Annotated in this window: 23 protein-coding genes; 18 read left to right on the top strand and 5 right to left on the bottom strand. The window is 39.7% G+C overall.

Going from position 1 to position 23,526, the window contains the following annotated elements:
• The first annotated feature begins 1 nt into the window (after position 1).
• The 4 genes from LZF87_RS03775 to LZF87_RS03760 all read left to right on the top strand — a co-directional run bounded on the left by LZF87_RS03775 (position 2) and on the right by LZF87_RS03760 (position 3,616).
• Positions 2 to 793: a hypothetical protein gene (locus LZF87_RS03775; protein WP_244341904.1), complete on the top strand. Its 792-nt coding sequence runs from the start codon at positions 2 to 4 to the stop codon at positions 791 to 793.
• A 470-nt stretch (positions 794 to 1,263) separates the two neighbouring features.
• The gene (locus LZF87_RS03770) at positions 1,264 to 2,010 is read left to right on the top strand and encodes a hypothetical protein (RefSeq protein ID WP_244341903.1); all 747 of its coding nucleotides are present in this window, start codon (positions 1,264 to 1,266) and stop codon (positions 2,008 to 2,010) included.
• Between the two features lie 12 nt (positions 2,011 to 2,022).
• Positions 2,023 to 2,784, top strand: a complete 762-nt coding sequence (locus tag LZF87_RS03765) for a hypothetical protein (RefSeq protein ID WP_244341902.1) — start codon at positions 2,023 to 2,025, stop codon at positions 2,782 to 2,784.
• Between the two features lie 13 nt (positions 2,785 to 2,797).
• Positions 2,798 to 3,616 carry a hypothetical protein gene (locus tag LZF87_RS03760; protein ID WP_244341901.1) on the top strand — a complete coding sequence of 273 codons (819 nt, stop codon included), beginning with the start codon at positions 2,798 to 2,800 and terminating at the stop codon, positions 3,614 to 3,616.
• A gap of 32 nt (positions 3,617 to 3,648) precedes the next feature.
• On the opposite strand, the gene LZF87_RS03755 is transcribed toward LZF87_RS03760, so the two are convergent.
• On the bottom strand, positions 3,649 to 4,515 hold the full coding sequence (locus LZF87_RS03755) for a helix-turn-helix transcriptional regulator (protein ID WP_244341900.1): 867 nt from the start codon (positions 4,513 to 4,515) through the stop codon (positions 3,649 to 3,651).
• Between the two features lie 230 nt (positions 4,516 to 4,745).
• Between LZF87_RS03755 and hemA the strand changes: the two genes are divergently transcribed.
• The 14 genes from hemA (at position 4,746) to LZF87_RS03685 (ending at position 17,951) form a co-directional block, all read left to right on the top strand.
• Positions 4,746 to 6,005, top strand: a complete 1,260-nt coding sequence (gene hemA, locus LZF87_RS03750; RefSeq protein ID WP_244341899.1) for a glutamyl-tRNA reductase — start codon at positions 4,746 to 4,748, stop codon at positions 6,003 to 6,005.
• On the top strand, positions 5,998 to 6,921 hold the full coding sequence (gene hemC, locus LZF87_RS03745; RefSeq protein WP_244341898.1) for a hydroxymethylbilane synthase: 924 nt from the start codon (positions 5,998 to 6,000) through the stop codon (positions 6,919 to 6,921). The genes hemA and hemC overlap by 8 nt, the downstream gene beginning before the upstream one ends.
• Positions 6,921 to 7,589, top strand: coding sequence for a uroporphyrinogen-III synthase (locus LZF87_RS03740; RefSeq protein WP_244341897.1), 669 nt, complete (start codon positions 6,921 to 6,923; stop codon positions 7,587 to 7,589). The genes hemC and LZF87_RS03740 overlap by 1 nt, the downstream gene beginning before the upstream one ends.
• A 46-nt stretch (positions 7,590 to 7,635) precedes the next feature.
• Positions 7,636 to 8,661 (top strand): uroporphyrinogen decarboxylase, encoded by a 1,026-nt coding sequence (gene hemE / locus LZF87_RS03735; RefSeq protein WP_244341896.1) that lies wholly within the window; start codon positions 7,636 to 7,638, stop codon positions 8,659 to 8,661.
• Positions 8,662 to 8,695: 34 nt separating this feature from the next.
• Positions 8,696 to 9,598, top strand: coding sequence for an oxygen-dependent coproporphyrinogen oxidase (gene hemF / locus LZF87_RS03730; RefSeq protein WP_244341895.1), 903 nt, complete (start codon positions 8,696 to 8,698; stop codon positions 9,596 to 9,598).
• Between the two features lie 13 nt (positions 9,599 to 9,611).
• Positions 9,612 to 10,607 (top strand): porphobilinogen synthase, encoded by a 996-nt coding sequence (hemB, locus tag LZF87_RS03725; RefSeq protein ID WP_244341894.1) that lies wholly within the window; start codon positions 9,612 to 9,614, stop codon positions 10,605 to 10,607.
• A gap of 73 nt (positions 10,608 to 10,680) precedes the next feature.
• On the top strand, positions 10,681 to 11,100 hold the full coding sequence (locus LZF87_RS03720) for a c-type cytochrome (RefSeq protein WP_244341893.1): 420 nt from the start codon (positions 10,681 to 10,683) through the stop codon (positions 11,098 to 11,100).
• Between the two features lie 112 nt (positions 11,101 to 11,212).
• The gene (locus LZF87_RS03715; RefSeq protein ID WP_244341892.1) at positions 11,213 to 11,692 is read left to right on the top strand and encodes a hypothetical protein; all 480 of its coding nucleotides are present in this window, start codon (positions 11,213 to 11,215) and stop codon (positions 11,690 to 11,692) included.
• Positions 11,682 to 11,882, top strand: coding sequence for a helix-turn-helix transcriptional regulator (locus LZF87_RS03710; RefSeq protein ID WP_244341891.1), 201 nt, complete (start codon positions 11,682 to 11,684; stop codon positions 11,880 to 11,882). Before LZF87_RS03715 ends, LZF87_RS03710 begins: the two co-directional genes overlap by 11 nt.
• A 17-nt stretch (positions 11,883 to 11,899) precedes the next feature.
• The gene (locus LZF87_RS03705) at positions 11,900 to 12,370 is read left to right on the top strand and encodes a methylated-DNA--[protein]-cysteine S-methyltransferase (protein ID WP_244341890.1); all 471 of its coding nucleotides are present in this window, start codon (positions 11,900 to 11,902) and stop codon (positions 12,368 to 12,370) included.
• A 209-nt stretch (positions 12,371 to 12,579) separates the two neighbouring features.
• Positions 12,580 to 13,737 (top strand): serine hydrolase domain-containing protein, encoded by a 1,158-nt coding sequence (locus tag LZF87_RS03700; RefSeq protein WP_244341889.1) that lies wholly within the window; start codon positions 12,580 to 12,582, stop codon positions 13,735 to 13,737.
• Positions 13,738 to 13,797: 60 nt separating this feature from the next.
• A complete protein-coding gene (locus LZF87_RS03695) occupies positions 13,798 to 14,511 on the top strand; it encodes a 3'-5' exonuclease (protein WP_244341888.1) in 714 nt (237 codons plus the stop codon).
• A 167-nt stretch (positions 14,512 to 14,678) separates the two neighbouring features.
• On the top strand, positions 14,679 to 16,118 hold the full coding sequence (locus LZF87_RS03690) for a nucleoside recognition domain-containing protein (RefSeq protein ID WP_244341887.1): 1,440 nt from the start codon (positions 14,679 to 14,681) through the stop codon (positions 16,116 to 16,118).
• Positions 16,119 to 16,349: 231 nt separating this feature from the next.
• Positions 16,350 to 17,951: a fumarate hydratase gene (locus LZF87_RS03685; protein ID WP_244341886.1), complete on the top strand. Its 1,602-nt coding sequence runs from the start codon at positions 16,350 to 16,352 to the stop codon at positions 17,949 to 17,951.
• A gap of 105 nt (positions 17,952 to 18,056) precedes the next feature.
• Here the strand turns inward: LZF87_RS03685 and LZF87_RS03680 are convergent, their stop codons facing one another.
• The 4 genes from LZF87_RS03680 to LZF87_RS03665 all read right to left on the bottom strand — a co-directional run bounded on the left by LZF87_RS03680 (position 18,057) and on the right by LZF87_RS03665 (position 23,461).
• Positions 18,057 to 19,223 carry a class I SAM-dependent rRNA methyltransferase gene (locus tag LZF87_RS03680; protein WP_244341885.1) on the bottom strand — a complete coding sequence of 389 codons (1,167 nt, stop codon included), beginning with the start codon at positions 19,221 to 19,223 and terminating at the stop codon, positions 18,057 to 18,059.
• 401 nt (positions 19,224 to 19,624) lie between these two features.
• A complete protein-coding gene (locus tag LZF87_RS03675) occupies positions 19,625 to 21,643 on the bottom strand; it encodes a M4 family metallopeptidase (RefSeq protein WP_244341884.1) in 2,019 nt (672 codons plus the stop codon).
• A gap of 454 nt (positions 21,644 to 22,097) precedes the next feature.
• A complete protein-coding gene (locus tag LZF87_RS03670) occupies positions 22,098 to 22,757 on the bottom strand; it encodes a CoA transferase subunit B (protein WP_244341883.1) in 660 nt (219 codons plus the stop codon).
• A 5-nt stretch (positions 22,758 to 22,762) separates the two neighbouring features.
• On the bottom strand, positions 22,763 to 23,461 hold the full coding sequence (locus LZF87_RS03665) for a CoA transferase subunit A (RefSeq protein WP_244341882.1): 699 nt from the start codon (positions 23,459 to 23,461) through the stop codon (positions 22,763 to 22,765).
• Between the last annotated feature and the right edge of the window lie 65 nt (positions 23,462 to 23,526).

Below are 23,526 nucleotides of genomic sequence, written 5' to 3'. Positions count from 1 at the left end.
TATGAAACACTTTTACTACATATTAATTTCACTTCCCACCACTTTTTTTGCTCAAATTGGAGTAAATACAACAACACCTCTTGAAGAGGTTCATGTAGCCAGCAATACTTCTACAATTAGAGTAGAAGGGTTAAACGCCGCAAATAACACAGGAAACTTAGGCGCAGGAAACTCGACTAGGGTTTTTGTTGATGGCGATGGAGATTTGGTACTCGGCACAGTAACAAACAATATAGAAGTCTTGTTCAACCCCTTTAATTACCTATCCGATCCACAAGATACAGGTGGTGCCGATGCGAACGTAATCAACCAAACGGGAACAGGTTCCGGCTACACCAATGCAGGTTGGCCGAGACAATCAGGAGCTGGGCTTGATACATTTACGTTAACCAGAAATGCGATTGTAGAAATTAACTATTCCATTAGTTGGGAAATCGAAAAGTCAGGCAGCCCTGTAGATGATCAGCATGCCCGGGTAGTACAAACACTACTTTATTTAAGAAATGGCGGCCCTTCAGGACCTATCGTAACTAATGATTTAGATGGTGTGCCCTTAACCATAGGATATGCATTGGGGCTAAACGGACAATTTTACACATGCGGATCAACGACAGGAGCAAACAAACACGGCTTCAATACCGGTACAGACTATGTAAAACTAGGCCCTGGGACTTATTGTCCAATGTTTGCTGCTCAACTTGCTGTTGGTGACACCTCCGGAACAGGAGCCGTAAAAATGTTTTTAGGTGGCGGACAAGATGAAGTGCAGATAATTGCCCATTACTACAACTAACCAAACCATAGTTAAATAAAAAAGAGGCTGCCTTATGGGCAGCCTCTTTTTTATCACACCAATCAACAAATAGGGACAAAACGACTGAAAAAAGATCATTTTTGAAAACACAACCGCTTATTCTTAAAAAAATTTAAAATAATAAATGTAATTTGTGATAAAAAAGCACGAAAAACACTACAGTGACTAATGATTTTTTAATCATATTTGTATTACAATTGTCTCGTTAAAAAAACAAATATTTTCCTACGTATTTTTTTAACTATAACAAAATGTAGTAAAAAGGTTATATTTTTACTTTTCTCAAACATAATAAATGCTTTTTGTTATTTTTATACAAATACTTGTTTTTTAATACATTATTCAAATAAAATTAATATTTATTTAAAACATAACGCAACCATGTATAGTAATTTGCATCTTATTTAAACAATCCCAAAAAAATTATTAACCCCTAAAATCTGACGAGCATGAAAAACACCTACTTATCACTTTTATTGCTCCTTTCACTTTCCATACAGGCCCAAACAAAGGCTGTTGGAATTGGAACAACTAATCCACAACAAAAACTTCACCTGGACAAAACCGTTGGAACGGTACGCATTGAAAGTGTAGACAAAAACAACAACCCCGCGAACGGAGGAAACATAATCCCCACAGGCACTTTTCCGCTTTATGTAGATAGTAACGGAGTCCTTTCGTTAAAATTAGAAACTTTAACCAACAGCGACGGGATAGACGCCATCGACAACACAACAATTCCTACAAGTAATCTCAGGATGACCACTGGCGATGCAGATGGAAAAGTCGAAGCAACTTTTTACACTTACACTATTACCGTACCCAGGGCAGCCATTCTCGAAGTAAAGTATAGCGTAAGCTTTCAGGTTTATCAATATGAAGACCTTGCCCTAATTCGGGATGGAGGAGCAAGACGCATTTCGACCTATTACACACTTGACTCTTCCACTAGAAAGTACGGCCAAGCCTCAAGAAGCTACATGAACCTCAATACAAGCAACCCAGCTCCTTACGATAGTTATGCTCGGCTATGCGCAGCAGGTAATTTGTATAACACGAGTACAACCTATGTTCAGCTTACTCCAGGAACACACACCCTAAAGTTCAAGGCCGAAGTATCATCAAATTTACCCTCAATGGCAACCTATGTCAAAATGGCCATTGACACGGATTCCGTATTCATGAGACTCTATTAAAACCCCACTACCATGAAAACACTTTTACTTTTACTATTAGTCCCGACATTTACTTTTTCACAAATCGGAATAGGAACAAGCAATCCTGAAGCCACCCTGCACATAGCTGGAAACAACTCCACCATCAGAATCGAAAGTCTAAATGCGGCAAACAATCCCACACATAATGATGGAATAAAACCCTCTCTCGCTTATGTAACAGCACTCGGAGACATCACCTTAAATCCTTCAACAAATAACGGTACAGCACCAGATGGAAGCATTGCCCCTATCAATTTCTTACTCAACATCCCAAATTTCATCCCAAATGGCCCTCAAAATTTAGGAACCATAGTCTCCAGTCCTGCTTCAGAAACAAACACTACAGGATTAATCACAACATTTGGCTTCACATCTGCCGGATCCGCATTGGTGGAGGTAAAATACTCGATCACATCTATATTGTCTCCTTCCTCAAATATGTCAGCATCTTTGATACCGTTCAACGATTGCTCGGAAAGAATTTTCAAAATATACTTTTGCCTAGACATCGATGATGACGGATTAACCGCAACAGAACTTTCCAAAAAATACGGCTTTTCATCACAAAGTTATGCTTCACTTAATCAAGGCATCCTAGGATACTCCTTCACCAACGGACAAGGTTATACAACAGTACCTCCTGGGACTCACCGACTCTACTTTTTTACAGAAATATACGATGGTCCAACCAAAGTTACTTCTATCGGTTTCGGTGGCGCTGAGGACATACTAAAAGTGAGAGTTTACAATTAAAATGCATCCTATTATGAAAAAATACATTTACACCGCTTTACTACTTAGTCCAATAAGTATTTTTGCTCAAGTCGGCATTAACACAACCTCTCCACAACAAGGTTTGCATATTGCCGGCCCAACCGCTGCTGTTAAAGTAGACGGCTTAAGTTATCCCAACAACCCCAAAAATCTTGGTCCCGGAAATTCATCACGCGTCTTTGTTGATGCCAACGGAGACCTTGTGCTAGGACAAGTTCAGGACAATATTGCTATTTTATTTGACGCTGAAAATTACCTCAAAGACGAAAGAGAGGCATCTATCAACCTTATAACCCAACACGGTTACGGAGACGGTTTTGATTATACTGGGACCCCCAGAGATATCCCTAATTCAACTTTTACCTTGACTAGACCAGCAATTCTAGAGATTAACTACTCTCTTTCCTGGGATATTGAAAAAAATGCCAACATTCGGGTAAATGATGGACAAGCAAGAGTAATGCAAACACTAATGTATTTCAGACAAGGAAGCCACTTAGGTCCCGTTGTGACAAGAGACCTTGACGGAAATTTAATCGGAGGCGCATTTACGATTGACAATGGAACTTCAACCCTTGGCGGAGCATTAGGCATCAGTGGCCAATTCTACACCAATCGTGATGACAATAGGGGGGCCACGGATAACTTCCATACTAATGGCTCAGATTACGTAAAACTGCCGCCAGGAACTTATTGTCCAATGTTTTCGGCACAACTTGCAGTATCAGATACGAGTGGAGCGGGAGCTATGAAAATGTGGATTGGAACCAGTAACGACGAAGTTCAAATCATAGCTCACTATTATCAATAAAAAGAAAAAACACCCGAAAGGGTGTTTTTTTATTATACTGCTTTCTCAAGCAAATACTTTTTAGGTGTGGTTCCGTATTTCTTTTTAAAACCGGCAATAAAATGACTAGCCGTGCTGTAGCCAATTTTCAGCCCAACCTCGTTCACATTATACGAACCGGAATCCAGCAAACGACGCGCATATTCCATTTTGTAATCAAACAAGAAACCGTAAACCGTATCGCCGTAAATCTGCTTGAAACCCATTTTTAATTTCTTCAGATTCAATCCCACCTGGTCCGCCAATTCTTGCAATCCCGGCGGTTCACCCATATTGGCGATTATTATTTCCTTAGCTTTCTTAAGTCTTAATACATTTTCCTCGTCAATTAAAAAAGGACATTGCTCGGCATCTGGATCTTCGTTCCTGTTAAAAAACAAACTCAGCAACTCATATCCTTTCCCCTTGTAATACATGTTTTTAATCGACGGATTCAGCGAATAATGAAACATTTGGTTAAGCACAATAGCCATCGAGGGGCTGATATTTTCCTCACCGTAATATTTTTTACCCTGATTCTGATCACTTAGAAACGGAATATGCTCTGCCTGATCCGACAACAAACCGTGAAATTTCCTGATCGAAACCAAAACCGAAATTACCCATGATTTAGGTGCAATTTCCATCTGAAGTGGCAACTCTTTTTGCGGATTATATAGCAAAAGCGATTTCTCTTCATTCAAGGCTAACACATAAGCACCCTGATTAAAAACAAACTTCGCACTTCCTTTCAAGCCAAAATGAAATTGTATAAGCCCCATATTTACGGGACGTTCAAACCGAACAATCTCCTCCGAATCATTCTGAAAACGAAGTAAAATAAAGTCCTCCTCAATTTTTATCTCTTCCATAGAACCCATAGCGATATTTTTTTGTAACTTTATTTGAAAGACAATTAAAATTTATTTAGAATCACTCTAAATAAAATCTTTCTGAAAGGTTGATTTATATGCAAATTTACAAGAAATAACACAAATGAACCTTTTATGAGACAAAAAATCTCTCAGCGACACAAATAGTCCTTACAGCGTTATTTTTATAAAACGGTTAGCAGTACTTTTGTTCTACTTTTAGTAAAAAAGTGAAAAACATGGAAAACACTACTATATCAAAACCTACTTCTTTCTATGTTGTCGGATTGAGTTACAAGAAGGCGGATGCAGAGATCAGGGGAAAATTCAGTTTGGACAATGCGGCTAAGGAAGCATTACTGCTACAAGCTAAAAATGAAGGGATAGAAAGTTTAATTGTCACTTCCACCTGTAACAGAACCGAAATATATGGCTTTGCGCAACACCCGTTTCAGTTAATTAAACTGTTGTGCGAGAACAGCCAGGGAACTATAGAAGATTTTCAGAAAGTAGCTTATGTACACAAAAACACCGAAGCGATTGGCCACATGTTTCGTGTAGGAACCGGTTTGGATAGTCAGATCTTAGGCGACTTTGAAATCATCAGTCAGATAAAAAACAGTTTCGTAGCCAGTAAAGGCCACAACCTTGTCAATAATTATATGGAACGCTTGTGCAATGCGGTAATCCAAACCAGCAAGCGCATTAAAAATGAAACTGAAATTTCCTCGGGTGCCACTTCGGTTTCCTTTGCAGCCGTTCGATACATTTTCAACAACGTAGAAGACATTTCCAATAAAAATATACTGCTTTTCGGAACCGGAAAAATAGGAAGAAACACTTGCGAAAACCTGGTAAAACATACCAAACACGAGCAAATCACTCTTATAAACAGAACTAAAGATAAAGCCGAAAAATTAGCCCGAAAACTAAATGTTATCGTTAAAGACTATGCTAATTTAGAAGCAGAAATTCAAAAGGCCGATGTTTTGGTGGTCGCCACCGGTGCACAGAACCCAACAATCGACAAAGCAATCCTGAACCTTAAAAAACCGTTACTAATTCTGGATTTATCTGTTCCGAAAAACGTACACGAAAATGTTCAGGAATTAGACGATGTAACATTAATCCACATGGATCATTTATCGCAAATGACCGACGAAACCCTGGAAAATCGAAGAAAACACATCCCTGCAGCCGAAGCCATCATCGAAGAGATCAAAGACGAATTCATCAGTTGGACGAAAGCCCGAAAATTTGCGCCTACTATTCACGCTTTAAAAGAAAAGCTGAACACCATCAAGGACAAAGAGTTGACGCTTCATCGCAAAAAAATAAACAATTTTGATGAAGAACAAGCAGAATTGATAAGCAGCCGCATCATCCAGAAAATCACAAACCATTTTGCCAATCATCTCAAAGACGATAATACCATGGTCGATGAAAGCATCGAGTGGATCGAAAAAATCTTTCAGATAGAAACCGTAAAAAATGACTAAAACCATACGCATAGGAACCCGTGACAGTGAACTGGCCTTATGGCAGGCACACACCGTTCAACATCTATTACAGGAACTTGGGTATTCCACAGAAATAGTAGCCGTGAAATCAACCGGCGACATAATTCTGGATAAGCCCTTATACGAATTGGGCATCACCGGAATTTTTACAAAAACCTTGGACATTGCAATGATTTCGGGTCAAATTGATATTGCCGTTCATTCGATGAAAGACGTTCCGACCGCTTTGCCGCAAGGAATCGTCCAGGCAGCAGTCTTGGAAAGAGCCAATGTATTAGACATTTTAGTACATAGAGGCAATGTGGATTTTTTAAACGGATCAGGAACTGTAGCCACTGGAAGTTTACGACGTCAGGCACAATGGCTCAATAAATACCCCAATCACAAAACAGTGGATTTGCGCGGAAACGTAAACACGCGCATGCAGAAATTAAACGAAAGTGATTGGGATGGAGCAATTTTTGCCGCGGCCGGTCTGGAGAGAATCAACTTAAAGCCTGAAACCTTTATTGACTTAGATTGGATGATACCAGCTCCTGCACAAGGCGCTATGTTGGTTGTGGCTATGGAAAACGACGAATTCTCTTTAGACGCTTTAGCTCAACTGAACCATATCGAAACCGAAATCTGCACCTATATAGAACGCCAGTTTTTAAGAACCCTTGAAGGTGGTTGTACCGCACCTATTGGCGCCATTGCCAAATACAACGAAATTGATGACACCATTCATTTTAAAGGTGTTTTATTCTCGATTGATGGTCAAGAGAAAATTGAAATCGACCGTTCTTTTGATATTTCTGAATGGAAAAAACTCGGATTCAATTGTGCCAAAGAAATATTGGATAACGGCGGAACAGCTTTAATGGCCGAAATCAAATCGAAACTGAAAAAGTAATGAATGATTCTATCCGCATACTGTCCACGAAAAAATTGTTACCTAACCAGAAACAGTATTTATTGAATGCCGGTTTTTCAGTGGTTGAAGCCGATTTCATCACCACCAAACCCATAGCATTCGAATTAAAAAATATTCATGACTCGCTGATTTTCAGTAGCCAGAACGGAGTACAAAGTATCTTAGAACATCCAAAAGTTGCTGAACTGAAATCGAAGGACGTATTCTGTGTCGGATTAAAAACCAAAACCTTATTGGAAGAAAACGGTTTCAAAGTCGTAGCCTATACTGGTTATGCCGAAGACCTTGCGGAAATCATCACCTTGGTGTATCCGAACAACCAATACACTTTTTTCAGCGGAAACCTGCGTCGCGACACTTTACCGGAAATGATGAAGGAAGCCGGAGTTTCCTTTAATGAAATCAACGTGTACGAAACAGTACTGACACCACAAAAAATAAATACCAAACCTGACGGAATTTTGTTTTTTAGTCCGTCCGGTCTGGAAAGTTACCTGAAAGAAAATAAAATAACAAAGGAGATCGCCTTCTGCATCGGAAACACCACAGCAGAAGCAGCAAATCGCCTGGGAATAAAAAATATCGTAATCGCGAACCAACCGACCATTGAGAACACGATTATCCAATGTATAAACGAGTTTAAATAAAACTTTGCAACTAAGGACTTTGTCACTTTGCAACTATAAAAGAAATATGATTAAGAACGACCTATTTTTAAGAGCCCTAAAAGGAGAATCTGTAGAACGTCCACCAGTATGGATGATGCGTCAGGCGGGAAGATATTTACCGGAATTCCGCGCATTGCGTGACAAATACGATTTTTTCACCCGTTGTGAAACTCCGGAACTTGCTGCCGAAATCACCGTGCAACCAATCCGAATCGTAAAACCGGATGCCGCTATTTTGTTCTCCGATATTTTGGTGGTACCGAGAGCGATGGGCATTCACGTGGAATTGAAGGACAATTTAGGACCAATCATTCCGGATCCTATCCGTACGATGGAGCAAGTGGAAAAAGTGTTCATTCCGAATATCGAAGAGAGCTTAGGTTATGTAATGGATGCCATCAAACTGACCAAAGAAATGCTGAACGACGAAGTGCCACTTATTGGTTTTGCCGGTTCGCCTTGGACGATCTTCTGTTATGCTGTGGAAGGAAAAGGATCTAAGAGTTTTGATACTGCGAAAGGATTCTGCTTTTCGAATCCGGTAGCAGCACATACCCTATTACAGAAAATCACCGATACGACCATCTTATATTTAAAGGAAAAAGTAAAATCGGGTGTAAATGCCGTTCAGATTTTTGATTCTTGGGGAGGGATGTTATCACCGACCGATTATCAGGAATTCTCATGGAAATACATCAACCAGATTGTAGAAGCTTTAGCCGAAGAAACGGAAGTAATCGTATTCGGTAAAGGTTGTTGGTTTGCATTGAACGAAATGTCAAAATCGAAAGCATCTGCTTTAGGTGTTGATTGGACTTGTTCTCCTAAAAACGCACGTTATTTAACAGGCGGAAACATTACACTTCAAGGAAACTTTGACCCTTCAAGATTATTGTCGCCGATCCCGACCATAAAGAAAATGGTTCACGAAATGATTGATGAATTCGGAAAAGACAAATACATCGTAAACCTTGGCCACGGAATTTTACCTAATATTCCGGTAGATCATGCTAAGGCGTTTGTAGAAGCAGTTAAGGAATACCAAAAATAAACTAATAGCCATTAGCTGTTAGTGTTAGCCTAAAATGAAAGAACAATTCTATAAATACATTCAAATCCTTCAAGACCAAATCTGTAAAGGTTTGGAAGACTTGGACGGGAAAGCAAAATTTCGTCAGGATTTGTGGGAGCGTCCCGAAGGTGGCGGCGGAAGAACCCGCGTGATTGAAAACGGAAACGTTTTTGAAAAAGGCGGGGTAAATATTTCAGCCGTTCACGGAGCATTGCCAATAGCCATGCAGACCTATTTTGGTGTAGGCGAGGTAGACTTTTTTGCCTGCGGACTGAGTTTGGTAATCCATCCTAAAAACCCAATGGTACCGACGGTTCATGCGAACTGGCGTTATTTTGAAATGTATGACAAAGAAGGAAACACCATAAATCAATGGTTTGGCGGCGGACAGGATTTAACGCCGTATTATCTGTTTGAGGAAGATGCAAAACATTTCCACCAAACGTGTAAAACAGCTTGCGACAAACACAATCTGGAATTCTATCCGAAGTTCAAAAAACAATGCGACGAGTATTTCTGGAACGCACACCGTGATGAAGCCCGAGGTATTGGCGGTCTGTTTTTCGACCATTTGAAAGCCACTGAACAGATGTCTATGGAAAGCTGGTTCAATTTCGTGACCGAAGTCGGCAACAGCTTCTTATCGGCATATTTACCGATTGTAGAAAGAAGAAAAGATCTATCCTATACTGACGCCAACCGAACCTGGCAGGAAATCCGTCGCGGGCGTTATGTTGAATTTAATTTAGTTCACGACAAAGGCACCTTGTTCGGATTAAAAACCAATGGCCGAATCGAATCCATCCTGATGAGTTTACCACCACACGTACAGTGGGTATACGATCATCATCCGGAACCGGGTAGCGAAGAAGAAAAATTGATTAAAGTATTAGCAAATCCAGTTGCTTGGATTTAATAAATAAAAAGTTATGTTCCCATTACACAGAGGCAGAAGACTAAGAGTCAACGAATCAATAAGAAGTTTAGTTCGTGAAACCAGTTTAAGTCCGGCGGATTTTATGTTCCCGATGTTCATAGCTGAAGGCGAAAACGTAAAAGTGGAAATCCCTTCCATGCCAGGAATTTATCGTCGTTCGATAGATTTGACTGTGGAAGAAGTAAAAGAGTTGTTTGCTTTGGGCATTCGGGCCGTGAACATTTATGTTAAAGTCAACGACGATTTAAAAGACAATACCGGAAAAGAAGCCTGGAATCCAAATGGGTTAATGCAACAGGCCATCAAAGCCATCAAAGCAGCCTGTCCGGAAATGATTGTCATGCCGGATGTAGCCTTAGACCCGTATTCGATTTACGGACATGACGGCATCATTGAAAACGGCGATATCGAAAACGATAAAACCGTGGAAGCCTTAGTGAGAATGGCGGTTTCCCACGCTCAGGCTGGAGCCGATTTCGTAGCACCAAGCGACATGATGGACGGACGCGTAATGCGTTTGCGTGAAGGTTTGGATCAAGCTGGATTTCATAACGTGGGCATCATGAGTTATTCGGCGAAATATGCTTCGGCGTTTTACGGTCCGTTCCGCGATGCATTGGACAGTGCGCCGAAAAAAGCCGAAATCGAAGTTCCGAAAGACAAGAAAACCTACCAAATGGATTACGCTAACCGCATCGAAGCCGTGAAAGAAGCACTAATGGATGTGGAAGAAGGTGCCGATATGGTTATGGTAAAACCAGGAATCGCTTACCTTGATATCGTTCGCGAAGTGAAAAATGCAGTAAATGTCCCGGTAACCGTTTTCCACGTATCCGGAGAATATGCCATGATCAAAGCAGCTTCTGAGAGAGGCTGGTTGGATCACGACAAAATCATGATGGAGCAGCTAATGTGTATCAAACGTGCAGGTGCGAGTTTAATCTCTACGTACTTCGCTAAAGAAGCGGCAATCATACTGAACAAATAAGATTCTTTACAGGAGATTCTCGCAGTTTTTTCTTAACTTTGAGAGACGATGCTAACGTTAAAAGTTTAAGAAAATGAAAAAATATACATTCATTTTTTCCGTGCTGATAATGGTTTTCCTAATCGGTTCACTCGCATTGGTATCTTGTGGAAAAGAAAAAAAAGAGAAAGAAGAAGAACCTTTATACCCTGAGGTAAAAAAATCAGCAGAAGAAATTTCTTTTGAATTAGGAAAAGAAATCTTTAACGGAAGAGGTACGTGTCACACTTGTCACAAACCTAACGAGAAATTAGTAGGCCCGCCATTGGCCATAATCGCTAAAACCTATAAGGAAAAAGGAGCCAGTATTCCCGATTTTCTTACCGAGAAAAGCGAACCGATTGTAGATCCGTCGCAATACAAGGTAATGAAGGCAAACTTCACCATTACCAAAGCTCTAACCGACGAAGAACGTAAAGCACTGGAAACCTATATACTGAGTTTCGGAAAATAAAACCACTGGTCCTCTTCGGAGGACATTTTTATTTTACAAAATGTAAAGTTTGCTTGTCTTTTTGGAAAAGATGTTTTACATTTGATATTATAATTCTAAATGCTAGGCAATTATGAAAACAAAGTATTTATTTCCACATTCTTTTAAAAGAATCGGATGGTTGATTTTTGTCCCTTTTACAATAGCTTCAATCATTAGGCTTTGCATCGATTGGGAATTGGATTTCTTAAATGTTAATGTATTTTATTTCATCTATGATACTTTTTCTCGGAGCGGAACAACGTATTTTGACTTTGTTGAAAATAACATTACCGATGAAATTTTAATGATTGCATTAATCATAGGCGGTTTATTCACTGCATTTTCAAAAGAAAAAATCGAAGATGAAATGGTTGAAAAAATCAGGCTGGAAAGTTTGGTTTGGGCAACCTATTTCAATTATGCACTGCTTTTAATTTCCATCATTTTCATTTATGGAAATTCCTTTTTTACAGCCTTGCTAGTCAACATCGCTTCGCTACTCATCTTTTTCATCGTCCGCTTTCACTGGATGTTGTATAAATCATCTAAACTTACAACTGATGAAGAATAACATAAAAGTACAGCGTGCCATTGCAAACATGACCCAGGCGGAACTGGCCGAAAAAATCGGGGTAAGCCGGCAAACCATCAATGCCATTGAAGCCGGTAAATTCGTCCCTTCAACTGTATTGGCATTAAAATTAGCCAAACTCTTTGAAAAGTCTGTTAACGAGATATTCGAATTGGAAGCCACCGACTAATTCGTTACCTTTAGCAAATGCAAACAGTCTTTATCAATACGCCGCTTGGAACCGCCAAAATTAAAGGCGATGAAAACGGTATTTCGGTAATTTCGATTCTTCAGGAAGGTGAAATTTCGAAAGTGATTCCAGTGGAGCTAAAAGATGCAGTAAAACAACTTCAGGAATACTTTGAAGGAAAACGAACCAAATTCTCCATTCAACTCAATCCAAAAGGCACCGATTTTCAACAAAAAGTCTGGAAAGCCCTTTTGGAAATCCCATACGGGAAAACCACATCGTATCTGGAACTTTCTAAAAAATTAGGCGATGTGAAAGCCATACGCGCTGTTGCTTCTGCCAATGGTAAAAACCCGTTATGGATAGTCGTTCCGTGTCACCGCGTAATTGGTTCTGACGGCTCACTGACAGGTTACGCAGGAGGATTGTGGCGCAAGAAATGGCTTTTGGACCATGAAAATCCGGAGAAACAGCAAACCCTATTTTAAATTACGAAGCACAAATTAAATCACTTTCCAAAAACACTCTGGCTTATCCCCTAGCTCCGATGGAAGCAGCTACCGTATAGTGCGGACAGCGGGAACATGTCCCCGATAGCTATCGGGATCAAAAAAGCCCAAAACATTCGCTCCAAAAAAATAAAAACATATTTGGAATTTGCGTAAATTCGTTAAAACACCACTTTAAAACCCAATCTATGAAATTTCTGAAAAGCTTCCTAAAATGGTTTTGCATTATTATAGCTTCCATTGTTATCCTGATGTATATTTTCGATGTGGATTATATTTTACGAGCGGTGCGAACCATCTATTTCAGAGGTCATACTACAGCATTTTTAGAAGATTACACCCATTTCCCGAATCGTGAAATCAAAAAAGGTGCGGGACAACCTTGGGCGATTGCCAAAGATTACAATTCAGTTCCCGCTACCGAAGAATTGAACAAAGAGCATAAAGAACTGGGAACTGTTGCCTATCTGATCATTAAAAATGACAGTATCTGGCACGAAAGCTATTACGATGGTTATGATAAAAACTCAAAATCCAATTCGTTTTCCATGGCGAAGAGCGTTATTTCTGCAGCAATGGGCAAAGCGATCATGGAAGGAAAAATTAAAAGCCTAGACCAAAAAGTAACCGATTTTTTCCCTGATTTGAAAGGACAATATGCGAAAGAAGTCACCGTGGGTGATTTGTCGTCAATGGCATCCGGCTTGAACTGGGACGAAAAATATTACAGCCCGTTTTCCATTGTGACCCGCGCCTACTTCGATAATGATCTGAAGAAAGTGATTTTAGGCTTAGATGTTTCTGAAAAACCGGGACAATCCTTCAAATACTTAAGCGGCGCCACCGAATTATTAGCCATGTGTGTCGAAAAAGCGACCGGAGAACACGTTGCCAATTATGTTTCCGAAAAATTCTGGCAGCCAATGGGAGCAGAAAACGAAGCACTGTGGCAACTTGACCATAATCCGGACGGCATTGAAAAAGCCTACTGCTGTATTGCCAGCAACGCGCGTGATTTCGCCCGCTTCGGAAAACTCTACCGCGACTTTGGGAAATGGAACGGCAAACAACTTTTAGACAGCGCTTTTGTTGCCAAGTCCATCAGACCTCGATTTGCAAATAGTCCGCAATACGGCTACGGATTCTGGCTGCATAAAATCAACGGCAAACAATTGTTTTACATGCGCGGCCACCTGGGGCAATTCGTCATTGTGGTTCCGGAAGACAACGTGATCATCGTTCGTTTGGGACACGTCAAAGGATTGCAGACAGAGGAAGACCCGCACAGCAACGATTTGTACGTTTACTTCAATGAGGCTTATAAAATGTTGGAAAAAAGAAAATAATTCTTTTATTTGTAATAATTTTCACATACAAACCAAACGCATTAGTACAATCCATTCAAAATGATCGAGAAAATTAATCTGGAGAACATTCTCTTTTTAGACATCGAAACGGTTCCCGAAGAAGAAAATTTCAATAATCTGGACGAAACCAAACAATCTCTTTTCGACCAAAAAACCAAATACCAGCGCAAAGACGATTTCAGCGCCGAAGAATTTTATGAACGCGCCGGAATTTGGGCCGAATTCGGAAAAATCGTCTGTATTTCAGTGGGTTATTTTACATTTAAGGGCGATATCCGTCATTTTAGGGTTACTTCTTTTTTTGGAGACGAAGTAAAAATCCTGAAAGACTTTTCAAATTTGCTGAACAATCATTTTTCGCAACCGCAACATATTTTGTGCGGACATAATGCTAAGGAGTTCGACTTTCCTTTCATCGCTCGTCGTATGATAATCAACCAGATAGCAATTCCCCTAAAACTGAATCTGTTCGGTAAAAAACCATGGGAAGTTCCACATCTGGACACTATGGAATTATGGAAATTCGGCGATTACAAAACTTTTACTTCATTGAAATTACTCACCAATGTTTTAGGCATTCCGTCCCCTAAAGACGATATCGAAGGCAGCGAAGTAGCCCACACCTTTTATGTGGAAAAAGACATCGACCGCATTATCACCTATTGTGAAAAAGACGTGGTGGCCGTGGCCCAGATTCTCCTGAAATTCAGAAGGGAAGATTTACTCATTGCCGAGGAAGTTATACATATTTAGGAGCTAATTCCCGCTATCCACTCTATCTTTTTTGCTTATCTCGTTCGGTGGAATTACAGCTAAAGCAAAAAAGGATGCCGTTGCTATCGGGGCTAGTCGCCTTGCAAACTTTCCACTTTGATTGTGTTCTTTGCGCTAAATAATTACATTTACGAAAAATATTAAGTATGGTATTGAGCAGATTTTGGTTGGCAATTTTTATTTCTTCTATTGCCTTTGTGGTCATCGGTTTATTTTCCGGAAGCAGTTATTCGATTGACTATGTGCTGAACGGTAAAAAAGACGAACCGCTGTTAATCTCCGAAAAATACCTGAAGCAGGTTCCAGCCTTCATCAAAGACAGCATCGAGAAAGCGCCCGACAATACCATTGTTATCAACAAAATCGAAACCAATCCGGATACGACTTACGTTTACAAAAACAAAACCGTAAAGATTTTCAGTGGGGTCCAAAAATCGGATGGTTTGTTGCCAACGTGTAAAAGCACCTTACTTGATTTGATTCTTCCACTGATTGCGTACCTGGCTTTTTTCTGTGGTTTAATGGAACTTTTGATTATCTCCGGTGCTTCCGGAAAATTAGCTAAAGTACTAAGCCCCGTGTTTGTAAAAGTGTTTCCGAGTATTCCGAAAAACCATCCGTCTATTTCTTATATGACTTTAAATTTTGCTGCTAATTTCTTAGGATTGGATTCTGCGGCCACTCCATTTGGGTTAAAAGCCATGCAAAGTTTACAGGAAATCAATCCCGAAAAAGACAAAGCCAGCGATGCCCAAATTATGTTCATGTGTCTGCATGCTTCAGGGCTCACTTTAATTGCCACTTCCATTATTGGTTATCGGGCTGCTGCGGGTGCTACCAACCCAGCCGATGTTATGCTACCTTGTATTATCACTTCATTTATCGGTACGATTGCCGCTTTTCTGATTGTTGGCGTTAAACAAAAAATTAATTTCAAGAGCGCTTCTTTGGTGGCCGTCCTGATGGCATTAATTGCTGGAATCATTGGCTTGCTGATGTATGTAAACCATTTGGATCTAATCGGTAAAAACTATTTCACTTCCAATCTTTCCGCGTTAATATTAGTGGGAATTATTGCTTTTACTTTGATTTTTTCCTTCCGAAAGGAAAAGAAGTTTACTGAGACAAACACCACTGTTTTTGAAGCCTTTGTAACAGGTGCCAATAACGGAGTTAAAACTGGGGTTACTATTTTTCCTTATGTTTTGGGAATGTTAGTAGCCATTTCGTTATTCAGAAACAGCGGTTTATTTGAAATTATCAGTAATTGGATCGCGTTTGTTTTCTCCAATATGGGCGTAAGCAAAGAAATCACCGATGCTTTACCAGTTGCATTGCTTCGACCTTTCAGTTCTGCAGGATCACGAGGATTTTTAATCGATTCGATGAATACTTTTGGAGCCGATTCTATGACCGGAAGATTAAGTAGTATTTTCCAATGCAGCGCAGAAAGTACTTTTTATGTGATTGCGGTGTACTTTGGTTCGGTTAATATAAAAAATACCCGTTACGCCCTAGGAACGATGCTTTTGGTGGATGTAATTTGTGTGATTACGGCGATTTTCGTGGCTAGCTGGTTTTTTTAAACAAATTATTTGATCAATACTAATATCAACTGTAAAGTATGAAAACATTAATAGAAGATTTTTCGATAGGCCTTTTTCTTTGGCAATTTTTAATATATTCGGTTTTAATAGCATTCTGTTATATTGTTTTTAAAATGATTATAAAAATCTTACGCAAGAAAACCTAGTCTTTCAAATCATTTTCGATTCCCCAATATTCCTTATATTTACGCTCCTAAAATTACTGTTACAATGGACTTTATATACCAAGACCCGTATCCGATTACAAAAGACGATACACAATACCGAAAAATCACTTCCGACTACGTTAAAGTAGAAAAACTGGGCGACCGTGAAATCTTAACGGTGGACCCGAAAGGATTGGAATTGTTGGCGGAAGAAGCGATGACCGACGTATCGTTCATGCTGCGTTCTTCACATTTACAAAAATTAAGAAACATCATCGACGATCCGGAAGCGACCGATAACGACCATTTCGTAGCTTACAACCTATTGCAAAATGCCGTGGTGGCTGTAGACGGGCAATTGCCTTCATGTCAGGATACCGGAACGGCTATCGTAATGGCCAAAAAAGGCGAAAACGTATATACCGGTGCCGATGACGGCGAATGGTTATCAAAAGGTATTTTTAATACTTACGAAAAAAGAAACCTGCGCTATTCGCAGATCGTTCCTATTTCGATGTTCGAGGAAAAGAACTCCGGTTCGAACCTTCCGGCACAAATCGATATTTATGCTAAAAAAGGAAGCTCATATGAATTCCTGTTCTTAGCTAAAGGAGGCGGTTCAGCCAACAAAACCTTCTTGTATCAGAAAACGAAATCGTTGCTAAACGAAAAATCGTTAGACGAGTTCGTCCGCGAACGCATCATGGATTTGGGAACTTCGGCTTGTCCTCCGTATCACTTGGCTATCGTTATTGGCGGTACTTCAGCGGAAGCGAATCTTGCTGCCGTGAAAAAAGCATCTGCGGGTTATTTCGACAACTTACCAACCAGCGGAAACATGGCGGGTCAGGCGTTCCGTGATTTGGAATGGGAAAAACGTGTGCAGAAAATTTGTGAAGAAAGCCATATTGGAGCACAATTTGGCGGAAAATATCTAACGCATGACGTTCGTGTAATCCGTTTACCGCGTCACGCTGCATCTTGTCCGGTTGGAATGGGAGTTTCCTGTTCAGCCGACAGAAATATCAAAGGAAAAATTACCAAAGACGGTATTTTCGTAGAGCAATTGGAAGTGAATCCAAAGCAGTTCTTACCAGAAACAGCTCCGCATTTGGAAGATCCAGTAGAAATCGACTTGAACAGACCAATGTCGGAAGTATTGGCAGAATTGTCAAAATACCCGATCAAAACCCGTTTGAAACTGAACGGAACCCTGATTGTGGCTCGTGACATCGCTCATGCGAAAATCAAAGAATTATTGGATGCCGGAAAACCGATGCCGGAATACTTCAAAAACCACCCTATTTATTATGCCGGACCGGCAAAAACTCCGGAAGGAATGCCATCAGGAAGTTTCGGACCAACTACTGCCGGACGTATGGATGTCTATGTAGATGAATTCCAGAAAAATGGCGGAAGCATGATTATGCTGGCCAAAGGAAACCGTTCCAAAGATGTTACCAATGCGTGTAACAAATACGGAGGCTTCTATTTAGGCTCGATTGGCGGCCCAGCGGCTATCTTAGCCAAAGAAAACATCCTTTCGGTTGAAGTGGTTGATTTCGAAGAATTAGGCATGGAAGCAGTTCGTAAAATTACCATTAAAGATTTCCCTGCATTCATCATTACGGATGATAAAGGAAATGATTTTTTTGAAAACTTATAAAAGTTTAAAGTCACAGTATACAGAAAACCCCGAAAATAATTTTTCGGGGTTTGTTTTTTATAATAGTTTCAAAACTGAACTCAACTACTGTAAACTCATTTAATCCTACTCGACATACAATACCAAACCTTTCAGGTAATGTCCTTCCGGATGGTAAATGTTAGTTGGATGATCCGGTCCTTGCGATAATTTGTGCAATACACGGATATTTCTTCCTGTTTCGATTGCTGCTGCTGCCACCGTATTATAGAACAAAACATCGTCAATTACTTGAGAACAGGAAAAAGTGAATAAAATCCCTTTTGGAGCTAACGCTTTCAATCCAGCTATATTCAAACGTTTATATGCCTGAGTGGCCGTATGCTTGCTTTTAATGCTCTTGGCAAAAGCTGGCGGGTCAAGTACAATCAAATCGTATTGTTGGTTATGCTCTTTCAGGAAATCAAACACATCGGAAGCAACCGCATCGTGATTACAGTCGTCGTAATTCAGTTCCATATTTCTTTCGGCAAGTGCCACAGCTTTTTCCGAGATATCAACCGAAGTAACCAATTGCGCTCCGGCGCTCATCGCATAAATGGAAAAACCTCCCGTGTAACAAAACGTATTCAAAACGCGTTTTCCGTGTGCATAATGCGACAACAATTTTCTGTTATCGCGTTGGTCCAAAAAGAAACCTGTTTTTTGTCCTTCCACCCAGTTAACGGCAAATAAAATATTGTTTTCCTTGGCAACCGTTTCGGGTTTATCACCATATAAGAAGAAATCTTTTCCAGTATTTGGCAAAGTGCCGCTGCTTTTACAATAGATGGTTTCGCAGTAATCAGCGAAGTTCACTTTTATGGCTTCGGCGATTTGCTCCAATTGAAAATAAATCCCCGACGAATGTGCCTGCAACACCCAGTTTTTATCGTAATAATCGATAATCAATCCGGGAATGCCATCGCCTTCACCGTGAATTAAACGGAAGGCATTGGTTTCTTGTAATTTCAATAATTTCAAACGCAATTCCCAGGCTGATTTCAGTTTGTCTGCCCAGAAATTTTTATCAAAAACTTCATTTCCGAAAGTCAGCATTCGCACAACTATACTGCCACGGTCACTGAAATAACCGGTCGCCAGATGCTTGTTATTGGAATCCACCACATCCACCATTTCCCCGTCATTCAATTCCTGACTCACACCGTAAACAGCGCCACTGAACACCCATGGGTGACGGCGTTGCACGGATTTTTCTTTTCCCGGCTTTAATATTACTTTCGGATAACTCATCTTTTAAATTTTTTGACAAAATTACCGATTTATTTCCAGTTCATAAAAAAAGACGGAAGTAATCCAGTTGTGGTCGAAGATGACCTTGGCACGTCATTTCTTGCTTCAATTTTTGCTTGCCAAGCCAGCCAAATTTCACCAGGAGTTACAAGGATATCGATTTTATGGATGACAATATCACTATTTATTACAACAAAAAAGATTACACAGAGTATGTCAAAAAAAGGGAGCTATTTAAAGATAATGCTATAATTGAAAACTTTTTTGGAATTTTAAAATCGGAACGTAAAAGAAATGAGCCCGATACAATATCGGGCTCACCACTATCAAAATTAATTATAAATTTATCGAAACTATTGAGTCCGGTCTAAAATCACTCCCATATTATATGGATCTTCAGATTATTTTTTAATCACTTTTTCCGATAATACAACTGCATCATCCTGAGACAATTCCAACACATACATTCCTTTAGCAAGGCTTTCCACATTAATTATTTTGTCATGTAATTTACCTTCCTTCACTACTTGTCCCAAAAGGTTTGTGATTTTAAATGAAGTATTTTGGCTATCATTAATACTGATATAAATTACATTTTCAAATGGATTAGGAAATGCTTTAATTTCGGCTCCCTCACCTGCAAGAGCATAACTTGTTGAAACAGGCGTCCCTTCCTGATTTACAAGTGCAGAAGATGCAGATCCTACTCCCACCGCATACCAAGCGTTGGTGGTAGCAATCACTTCAGCTGAACCGGCACCAAACAAATCAGTAGCCGCCTGAATACCATAAGTTCTCGCATTTGAATAATTTGAATTGGCGGATAAATAAACACTCTCTAAACGATACGCAATTTTCGCCGCTTTGTCAATTCCTATTCCTGTTACATTGTAGGAGTTACCCAAATCATTAGTTCCTGCCTTACCTTCAGTTAAAATATAAAACCAATGGTTTAGGACTCCCGAGTTTGTGTGAACGCCACAATAGTCATTTCCACTTCTCGGACGACATCTGGATTGACTAACCCAGTAAGTTCCTCCATAAGTATCTGGTTGTCCTTCAGCGTTAGGATTACTCATAGAGCGTAAACCCACGTGACCGCTTCTCCTTTCAATGTCTTCTCCAATTATCCAGCGTTGTTTAGTTGGTGCGGCATAATATTCCACACACGCTCCCCAAATATCCGAAAAACCTTCATTCATTGCACCCGATTCTAATTGGTACGCAAGACGAGCAGTTTTTTCACAAACCGCATGACCGATTTCGTGACCGGCAACATCTATCGAAGTTAAGGCATCAAAATAAGTTCCTGAACCGTCTCCATAGGTCATTGCACTACCATTCCAGTATGCGTTATCGTAGTTACTGCTATAATGAACGTAACTTTTTAATGCTGTTCCCAAATTATCATAACTATTTCTTCCATGAACATTTTTCCAATAATCATAGGTTTTTTCTGCTCCCCAATGAGCATCCAAAGCAGCATTATCTTTGTTCGCATTATTAAATTCTGCAGCGGTCCAATTATTATCAGTATCCGTAAAATTTACCGCAGCAGAATAATTTGTTCCTTTTTTCATATTTAAGGTTAGAATTCCGTTTCCTCTTGTATTTTCCGACAGGATATAGGAATTCCCGTTTAAAATGGTTTCGATAACCTGAGTTCCACTGTATCGGGTTGCGGCATTTGCTGCAACCAACATGGATTCTTTTTTAAACAGATTGATACTTCCGGTTTTCTCAGCTTTTTGGCCATGGCTGAATTCATCTAAATGTTTGATCGTAGCGTTGTAAAATAATGACTCACCGGTAGAAGCATCTATATAAATATCACCCCTGCTAACAGGCTGTGTAGCATATATATCGAATTTATAGGCTAATTTTATTTCATCATCCACCGGCAACAGTACTAATTCCCCTTGTGGTTTAGTATATCCAAAAGCCTTGGAATCTTCAGGGTTGTCCCACATATAGCTTTTGGCGCCGATTTGGGCCACTGCCTTATTGAAAGCATCTTGTAAAGAAAGAGAAGGGCGGGTGTTTACTGTCCCGATAGTGTAAAACTCCCCGGACATACTTGCGACTTTTCCGCTCTTTGAATGCAATGTATAGGTTGCAAATTCGACTTTAAGTCCCTGGTGAAACAATTGAAACTTTTCATGTGAAAACCCCAATTTGTCCACATCGGATTTGACTTTAGAGAAGTTTTGTCCTTGTTTTAAACCTAACTGCTCTTTAAAAATAGTTTGAAAATCCGAACTTTTGTAACCTGCGGTCTCTTTAAAAGAAACAAAGCTTGCCAAACCGTTTGGATTTTTTTCGATTGAATTTACCTTCTTGCCAGATTCTTGCGCCAAGGCAGAACACGCAAAAAACGTTGAAACCGTTAATGTTCCAAAGTAATGTAATTGTTTTCTCATAGTTAAATAGGTTAAATTGGGTTAAAAATTAATCAGCAATAAAATTTAATCGATTATGTAATGTTTATAAAAGCTCCCTCTTATAATTTTATTTCCTACTGGTAAACATTATCGTTTCTCAAAATCGTCTACCCTACCTTCCAAACTACATTTTAACACGAATGAACAACTCGGTCATTCTTCCTTTGTATAATTTTTGTAAAAATTAAAAAGAATCCAATCCTTAACACATCTTGAAAAAACATCTTTTATTTTTTACAACCATCAATGATACAATAATACAATTTTTTTTAAATTTTTTAATATAATGTTTAATTTTTGTTAAAAAATTTCACCAAACAGATTTATGACGCCTTCAAATAACAAATTGCTCTCCATTTCGATCCTATGTAAAAAACAAAAGCATCTTTAGTATATTTTACCAAAGATGCTTTTTAATATATATTTTGATTGATTAATCGATTACCATTTCCGGAACCTCTCCTTCGATAATTAATTCGGCCTCGGTAGCCTTAATAATCTCTTCAACAGAAACACCGGGAGCTCTTTCCAAAAGTTTGAAGCCCTTCGGAGTCACTTCCAAAACAGCCAATTCCGTAACTACTTTTTTAACGCAGCCAACGCCTGTTAGCGGAAGCGTACATTTCTTAAGGATTTTCGATTCGCCTGCTTTGTTTACATGCATCATGGCAACGATAATATTATCGGCAGAAGCCACCAAATCCATGGCGCCACCCATTCCTTTCACCATTTTACCCGGAATTTTCCAGTTAGCGATATCTCCATTTTCAGAAACTTCCATCGCGCCTAAAATGGTTAAATCAACTTTCTGCGCCCGAATCATTCCAAAACTGAATGCCGAATCAAAGAAACTTGCTCCCGGTAATGTGGTGATAGTTTGTTTTCCGGCATTGATGATATCAGCATCTTCTTCGCCTTCAAAAGGGAACGGCCCCATTCCCAACACTCCGTTTTCGCTCTGGAATTCTACTGAAATATCATGTCTTACATAATTGGCTACCAAGGTTGGAATTCCAATTCCTAAATTCACGAAATAACGATCTTTAACTTCCTTGGCGATTCTTTTTGCAATTTGATTTTTATCTAAAGCCATGACTATTATCTTTTACGGGTTGTACGTTGCTCAATTCGCTTTTCAAATTTCTCACCTTGGAAGATGCGCTGTACCATAATTCCCGGAATGTGAATCTGGTTTGGATCTAAAGTTCCCGCAGGCACTAATTCCTCCACCTCTGCAATAGTAATTCTGGCTGCACCCGCCATACAACTGTTGAAATTTCTGGCCGTTCCCTTAAAAATAAGGTTTCCGGCATCGTCGCCTTTCCATGCTTTTACGATGGAGAAATCGGCTTTATAAGCCAATTCCATTATATGCATTTTTCCGTTGAATTCACGAACTTCTTTTCCTTCGGCTACTTCGGTACCATAACCGGCAGGTGTAAAAAACGCAGGAATTCCAGCTTGAGCAGCACGGCATTTTTCGGCTAAAGTTCCTTGCGGCGTTAATTCCACATCCAATTCGCCGCTTAACATCTGACGCTCGAATTCGGCATTCTCCCCCACATAGGAAGAAATCATTTTTTTAATCTGACGTTTTTGCAATAACAATCCCAATCCGAAATCATCAACCCCAGCATTATTTGAAATACAAGTCAATTCTTTTACATCTTTTCGGACAAGTTCGGCAATACTGTTTTCGGGGATTCCGCAAAGTCCGAAACCACCCAGCATGATGGTTTGCCCGTCTTTTATATCGTGTAATGCCTCCTGAACATTACCTACTTTCTTATTAATCATATGGCGATTGCGTTTGTTTAATTTTGGCCTTAAAAGTATAAAAAAAACGCCTTTTAAAAAAGGCG

The organism is Flavobacterium enshiense (assembly GCF_022836875.1).
GTDB classification, from domain to species: domain Bacteria; phylum Bacteroidota; class Bacteroidia; order Flavobacteriales; family Flavobacteriaceae; genus Flavobacterium; species Flavobacterium enshiense_A.
This window is presented reverse-complemented; position numbering and strand designations above follow the sequence as displayed.

Coding starts and splice junctions, on each gene's coding strand:
- LZF87_RS03775 (WP_244341904.1), top strand. CDS start 2: ATGAAACACTTTTACTACATATTAATTTCACTTCCCACCACTTTTTTT.
- LZF87_RS03770 (WP_244341903.1), top strand. CDS start 1,264: ATGAAAAACACCTACTTATCACTTTTATTGCTCCTTTCACTTTCCATA.
- LZF87_RS03765 (WP_244341902.1), top strand. CDS start 2,023: ATGAAAACACTTTTACTTTTACTATTAGTCCCGACATTTACTTTTTCA.
- LZF87_RS03760 (WP_244341901.1), top strand. CDS start 2,798: ATGAAAAAATACATTTACACCGCTTTACTACTTAGTCCAATAAGTATT.
- LZF87_RS03755 (WP_244341900.1), bottom strand. CDS start 4,515: ATGGGTTCTATGGAAGAGATAAAAATTGAGGAGGACTTTATTTTACTT.
- hemA (WP_244341899.1), top strand. CDS start 4,746: ATGGAAAACACTACTATATCAAAACCTACTTCTTTCTATGTTGTCGGA.
- hemC (WP_244341898.1), top strand. CDS start 5,998: ATGACTAAAACCATACGCATAGGAACCCGTGACAGTGAACTGGCCTTA.
- LZF87_RS03740 (WP_244341897.1), top strand. CDS start 6,921: ATGAATGATTCTATCCGCATACTGTCCACGAAAAAATTGTTACCTAAC.
- hemE (WP_244341896.1), top strand. CDS start 7,636: ATGATTAAGAACGACCTATTTTTAAGAGCCCTAAAAGGAGAATCTGTA.
- hemF (WP_244341895.1), top strand. CDS start 8,696: ATGAAAGAACAATTCTATAAATACATTCAAATCCTTCAAGACCAAATC.
- hemB (WP_244341894.1), top strand. CDS start 9,612: ATGTTCCCATTACACAGAGGCAGAAGACTAAGAGTCAACGAATCAATA.
- LZF87_RS03720 (WP_244341893.1), top strand. CDS start 10,681: ATGAAAAAATATACATTCATTTTTTCCGTGCTGATAATGGTTTTCCTA.
- LZF87_RS03715 (WP_244341892.1), top strand. CDS start 11,213: ATGAAAACAAAGTATTTATTTCCACATTCTTTTAAAAGAATCGGATGG.
- LZF87_RS03710 (WP_244341891.1), top strand. CDS start 11,682: ATGAAGAATAACATAAAAGTACAGCGTGCCATTGCAAACATGACCCAG.
- LZF87_RS03705 (WP_244341890.1), top strand. CDS start 11,900: ATGCAAACAGTCTTTATCAATACGCCGCTTGGAACCGCCAAAATTAAA.
- LZF87_RS03700 (WP_244341889.1), top strand. CDS start 12,580: ATGAAATTTCTGAAAAGCTTCCTAAAATGGTTTTGCATTATTATAGCT.
- LZF87_RS03695 (WP_244341888.1), top strand. CDS start 13,798: ATGATCGAGAAAATTAATCTGGAGAACATTCTCTTTTTAGACATCGAA.
- LZF87_RS03690 (WP_244341887.1), top strand. CDS start 14,679: ATGGTATTGAGCAGATTTTGGTTGGCAATTTTTATTTCTTCTATTGCC.
- LZF87_RS03685 (WP_244341886.1), top strand. CDS start 16,350: ATGGACTTTATATACCAAGACCCGTATCCGATTACAAAAGACGATACA.
- LZF87_RS03680 (WP_244341885.1), bottom strand. CDS start 19,223: ATGAGTTATCCGAAAGTAATATTAAAGCCGGGAAAAGAAAAATCCGTG.
- LZF87_RS03675 (WP_244341884.1), bottom strand. CDS start 21,643: ATGAGAAAACAATTACATTACTTTGGAACATTAACGGTTTCAACGTTT.
- LZF87_RS03670 (WP_244341883.1), bottom strand. CDS start 22,757: ATGGCTTTAGATAAAAATCAAATTGCAAAAAGAATCGCCAAGGAAGTT.
- LZF87_RS03665 (WP_244341882.1), bottom strand. CDS start 23,461: ATGATTAATAAGAAAGTAGGTAATGTTCAGGAGGCATTACACGATATA.